Raw genomic sequence first — 5,219 nt, forward strand, 5'->3', positions numbered from 1 at the left:
GGCGTCGACCAGTGCCGGCAGCCACTGCGGGGGAATCTCGCCGCCGCCGTTGGCCCCGCCGATCACCATCGCACGCGCACCGGCGGCGCGCGCCTGGGGCGGCGTCATGCTCGGCAGGCCGGTGCTGATCGTGCAGCCGGGCAGGCTCCATTCGGCGACGCACACCTCCGGCGCCCAGTCGTGCAGCCCGATCGCGGTCTTGGCGAAGCCGGCTTCGGTGGTGTCGCCTAGGAACAGCAGGTACGGCTGGGGGAGGGCGGCGAGGGCCTGTACGGCGGCGGTGGGCGTCGGGCTCATGAGGGTTCCAGTGGTCGCGGGAGAGAAGAGAGGAGAGGCATTCACGGCGAGGACTCGCTATCGTTTGACCTGGTTAGACCTGTATAAGTCCTAATCAGAGAATATGCAACCTATTCAGGATAATTCTCTGCTCTTCTGTCCGGTGTGCTCCACGCCCCTCAGTAGCGATAGTCGATCGACATGCCGATGGTGCGCGGCTGCAACGGAACGCCGGTCACGGCGACGTAGCGGTTGAGTGCGTCGCGCACGGCGCCGGTCGAGACATAGGCGCGCTCGTCGGTGGCGTTGCGCGCATACAGACGCACGGTCCACGTCATGTTGGTCAGCTCGGCATGCAGGTCCAGCGCGTTGTAGCTGTCGATGTCGTACGCACCGGCCACCCGCTCGCCGGTGACGCGATACCCGGCGCCGATCCGGCCCTGCCACTGGTCGCTCAGATCGATGTCGTAGTCGATGGTGCTCGACCAGCTCAGCCGCGGCGTCATCGGCATGCGGCTGCCGGAGACCAGGCCGCTGGACGGCGGCACGTCACCGATCTTTGAATCGATGTAGGCGGCACTGAGGCCGAGCGTCAGGCGCTCGGCCGGCCGCACCAGGAAGCTCAGTTCCGCGCCCTGGCTGCGCGCGCTGCCGGCGTTGCCCATCCAGCTCAGGCCGTTCTCCGAAACGCGCACCTGGATGTCGTCCCAGTCGATCCGGAACAGGGCCATGTCGATCATCGCGCGACGGTCCCAGAAGTGCGATTTGAAGCCGAGCTCTAGGTTGTCCAGCGTATCGGCCTTGGTCATCGGCACCACGCCGGAGGTCGATACGTTCGGCCCGCCCGGGCGGTAGCCGGTGGCATAACGCGCGTAGATCATCGCGCTGTCGTTGAGGTGCCAGCGCGAGGCCAGCTTCCACGTCGTCACGTTGTCATCGGCGGAGTCGGCCAGATCGATCGGCCGCGGGCCGTACAGCAGGCCGATGCTGTGCTGCTCGAAATCCTGCTGGTTGCGCGCATGCCGGACACCGGCGGAGACATCGAAGCGGGGACTGAACCTGTAGGTGACGTCGGCGAAGATCGCCTGCTCGTCATAGGTGCCGGGCAGGCTCGCGGTGCCGGGATTGAAGGGCAGCGGGATGCCATTCGCATCGTAGGCGCTGACCTGCTGGCGGTTGGTGTTCTTCTCACCGGTGAAGAAGGTGCCGAGCAGCCATTCGAAGCGCTCGTTCTCCTTGGAGCTCAGCCGGAACTCCTGGGTCCATTTGCGGGTGCCGAGGAACACATCGAACTGCGCCTGTCCGGCCGGGTAGGGGGTCAGCAGGGGCCATGCCGCGCCGTACACCAGCGTGGAATCCTGCACTTCATCCATGCGGGTGTCGGAGAAGCTGGTGGCCGACACGAAATCGACGTTGCCCAGATCCCAGTCCAGGATCGCCGAGTAGTAGTCGGTCTCCATCCGGTACGGCGTCGCGCGCTGCAGGATGCCTTCCAGCGGCCCGCGGATCGGCTCGAGCGTTGGATAGGTCAGGCCCACTGCGCTGGAGTTGTCCGCATCCACGATCTGCGACAGCGCCTGCACGCGCAGGTTGGCGGTGTCGCTGATGCGCCAGGTCAGCGCCAGGCGCGAGGCCAGCTGGTAGTAGCCGTTGCTGTCCTTGGCATCCTCGCCGGTGAGGTCGGGCTGGTCGACGTAACCGGGGGTGCCCTGGCGCGACAGACTGGCGCGCATGCCCAGCTTGCCTTCGATCAGCGGCACGTTGAAGGAGGTGCGCACGCCGCTGCCCACGTCGCCGGCGTCCTTGGTGGCGTTGACGTCCATGCCGGCGCGGAACTCGAAGCCGTCCGGATCGGCCGCCTTGGTGATGTACTTGAACAGGCCGCCCATCGAGCTGGCGCCGTACAGCGTGCCCTGTGGGCCGCGCAGCACCTCCACGCTCTGGATGTCATACGGCAGCAGATCCAGCGCGTAGGTGGTCGCACGCTGCTTGTTGCTGCTCGGGCCGATCGGGGTGTCATCGATGTAGGTGCCGATGATCGAGCCGCCGCCAAGCGGTGCCACGCCGCGCAGCGCCATCGTGGTCTGGCCCGGTGCGCCGCCACTGTCGACCTGGAAGCCGGGCACGTAGGCGGCGAAATCGTTCAGGCGGGTTGCACCGAACGCTTCCAGCCGCTCTTCGCTGATCACGCTGACGCCGGCTGCCACCTCAATGACGTTCTCGCTGCGCTTCTGTGCGGTGGCCACCACGCGATCGAGCTCGACGACATCGGGCGTGCTGCGGCCGCCTTCGGCATCGGCGTCCTGGGCCATCGCCGCGCTGGCGAGGCTCATGCAGCACAGCGTGACGGTGGAGGCGAGGATCGAACGGTTCATCGGCTTGCGCATAGGGCGGGCTCTCTGGAATCAGGAACGAAGTCGGGCAACAGGCACAACCGTCATCCACGGCCGGGGCGGCCGTGTGGCGGGCTGACGCGGGGGCGAGGGGGGCACGCGTGCCATCGAAGCCGCGGCATTCGGGTACGGCGGCGTCATCGCGCGGTCACTGCATCGTCAGCCGGGACGGCCTCCTGCACTGCAGGCGTCCCATTGCCGGCAAGCAAGGGCCGGGCACGTCGCTCCAGGCGCAGCAGCAGCACGGCGACGATCAGGCAGGTACCGGCCATCAGCGAGAAGAACACCGTGCTGGAGAGCGTCGACCACAGTGTGCCGACCGCGCCGGCCAGCAGGTTGCCGCCGAACGACGCCAGGAACCAGAACGCGATGATCGTGGCGCCGAAGCCGACCGGCGCCAGGCGGGCGAACAGGCCCAGCCCGACCGGCAGGATGAAGAGCTCGCCGAAGGTGAAGATCGCAAAGAACAGCGCGGCCCACAGCCAGCCGACCTTGGCCGTTGGTTCGCCACCGAGTATCGCCACCAGCGCGAACGACAGCCCGACCACGGCGGCACCGATTGCCATCTTGGTCAGTGCGGCCGGCTCGCGGCCATCGCGGGCCTGTCGCATCCAGCGCCGCACCAGCAGCGGCGTGATCAGGAACACCAGCAGCGGATTGAGCGAGAAGAACCACGTCATCGGAAGGGTGAAATCCGCGGTGAGCACGCGGTCCACGCCGGTGTCGAGCCAGATCGCGATGGTGTTGCCGATCTGCTCGTAGGCGAGGCGGAACACCACGATCAGGCCGGCAATCATCGCCATCAGGTGCAGCAGCGGGCGGTAGGCCGGTTGCCACAGCGCGGAGAAGGGCAGCGTGGCGCGCTCGCTGCGCGGCGGATCCGGCGGCAGGTGGCGGCGGCCGGTGATGTAGATCACCAGCCCCAGCAGCATGCCGATGCCGGCCGCGGAGAAGCCAACGTGCCAGCCATACACCTCACCCAGCGTGCCGCAGACCAGCGGGGCGAGGAACGCACCGAGGTTGATGCCCACGTAGTACACATTGAACGCCGAGCCACGGCGCGGATCATCGCGCGGGTAGAGATCGCCGACCTGGCCGGGCAGGGTGGGCAGGAACAGACCATTGCCGAGCACGATCGCCAGCAGTGCGGGATACAGCAGCGCATCGAAGGCCATCAGGAAGTGCCCGAACGCCATGATCGCGCCGCCCAGGATCACCGCACGTCGCTTGCCCAGCCAGCGGTCGGCGAGCATCCCGCCGAATACCGGGCTGAGGTAGGCCAGCGCGGTGTACAGGCCATAGACCATCGAAGCCTGTTCCTGCGAGAACAACAGCTGCTTGGTCATGTAATAGACCAGCAGCGCCCGCATGCCGTAGTAGGAGAATTTCTCCCACATCTCGGTGAGGAACAAGATGGTGAGGCCTGGCGGTTGCCCGAACCAGGCCTTGCGCGGTGCGTCGAGGGTCATCGGTCGGCGCGCCGGGGGGTCAGAGCTGCAGGCCGGTACTGATCAGGCGCTGGGTAATGGCGACGAACGCCACCACCAGGCCCGACAGTGCGACCACCCAGGCGCCATAGCGGCGCAGGCGCGGCCAGCTGGCCGGCGCGCGGACGGCCACCCAGAGCAGTGCGACCGCGGCAATCACGCTCAGCCAGGACACCGCCTGGACCAGGATCAACGGCCCGTTGCTGTAACTGGAGATGCCACCCGGCGCGGACATCGCCTTCACATACGCCACCCAGGCGATGACGCTGCCCAGCAGCACAGTGATCGACAGCGTCTGCAGCCAGCGCAGGCCACGGCCTTCGGCCGGCGCGGGGACCCGGTAGTAACGGCGCACGAACACGCCACCCACGCGCAGCACGGCCGACAGCGTCAGCAGCCCCAGCGCGACGATCAGCGCAGGGCGCAGCCACGCCGGCGAACGCCAGCCGGGGATCGGTTCGAAGCCGAACACCGAGGCGAACGGGCCGCCGGAGAAGTACACCGGCCGACCGTCCTTGACCTTCACTTCCAACAGACCGCGGCCGTTTTCCTGCTGCCACAGCCACGGCGACACCTCGCGCCAGCGCAGCAGCTGGCCGTTGAGGCCCTTCTGGCCATCGACGGTGATCGTGCCGTCGTCCTGCGGGTGCACGCGGGTCGGGGCAAACAGGGTCAGCAGGCGCAGATACGAACTGTCCGAGCGGCGCGTGCTCTGCCAGCTCACCCCCGCCAGCGCCGCGGCGTGTTCGCGCGCGGTTGCCGCATCCACGCCCGGGCCGGCGGCCTGGATCGGCAGGGTCGGCAGGAAGTTCTCGACGAAGCGCTCCCACACCTGGGCACGCAGCGCCGAGCCGGCCGCATCTGCCGCGCATGGCCCTGGGCTGGATGGCCTCGGACACTGGTGGCTACGACACCCGCTCGCACGGCGGCACGATGCTGTTCTTCTACTCGTGGCTGTGGATGATCCCGGAGCGCAACATCGGGGTGTTCGTCTCCACCAACAGCGTCGGGCGTGATGCGGCCGGCTCGGCGCTGCGTGCCCAGGTGTGGGAGCGCTTCGTCG

General features: G+C 67.8%; 5 protein-coding genes. 1 reads left to right on the top strand and 4 read right to left on the bottom strand.

The genetic code is table 11. From position 1 onward, the window contains the following. The 4 genes from ACLFKU_RS42345 to ACLFKU_RS42360 form a co-directional block, all read right to left on the bottom strand. Nucleotides 1-297, bottom strand: a 297-nt coding sequence (locus ACLFKU_RS42345) for a DUF1611 domain-containing protein (RefSeq protein WP_410853206.1), incomplete at its 3' end; no start/stop codon positions are given. A 158-nt stretch (nucleotides 298-455) separates the two neighbouring features. Then, complete coding sequence (locus tag ACLFKU_RS42350) at nucleotides 456-2,663, bottom strand: TonB-dependent receptor (RefSeq protein WP_410853207.1); 2,208 nt, start codon at nucleotides 2,661-2,663, stop codon at nucleotides 456-458. Nucleotides 2,664-2,806: 143 nt separating this feature from the next. Beyond that, a complete protein-coding gene (locus ACLFKU_RS42355) occupies nucleotides 2,807-4,138 on the bottom strand; it encodes a peptide MFS transporter (RefSeq protein WP_410853208.1) in 1,332 nt (443 codons plus the stop codon). Between the two features lie 19 nt (nucleotides 4,139-4,157). Then, the gene (locus tag ACLFKU_RS42360; protein ID WP_410853210.1) at nucleotides 4,158-4,988 is read right to left on the bottom strand and encodes a hypothetical protein; all 831 of its coding nucleotides are present in this window, start codon (nucleotides 4,986-4,988) and stop codon (nucleotides 4,158-4,160) included. On the opposite strand from ACLFKU_RS42360, the gene ACLFKU_RS42365 reads away from it, so the two are divergent. Further along, nucleotides 4,913-5,219, top strand: a 307-nt coding sequence (locus ACLFKU_RS42365) for a serine hydrolase (RefSeq protein ID WP_410853209.1), incomplete at its 3' end; no start/stop codon positions are given. The genes ACLFKU_RS42360 and ACLFKU_RS42365 overlap by 76 nt on opposite strands.

The sequence above is a fragment of the Paraburkholderia sp. EG304 genome, assembly GCF_046543485.1.
Lineage (GTDB): Bacteria > Pseudomonadota > Gammaproteobacteria > Burkholderiales > Burkholderiaceae > Paraburkholderia > Paraburkholderia youngii.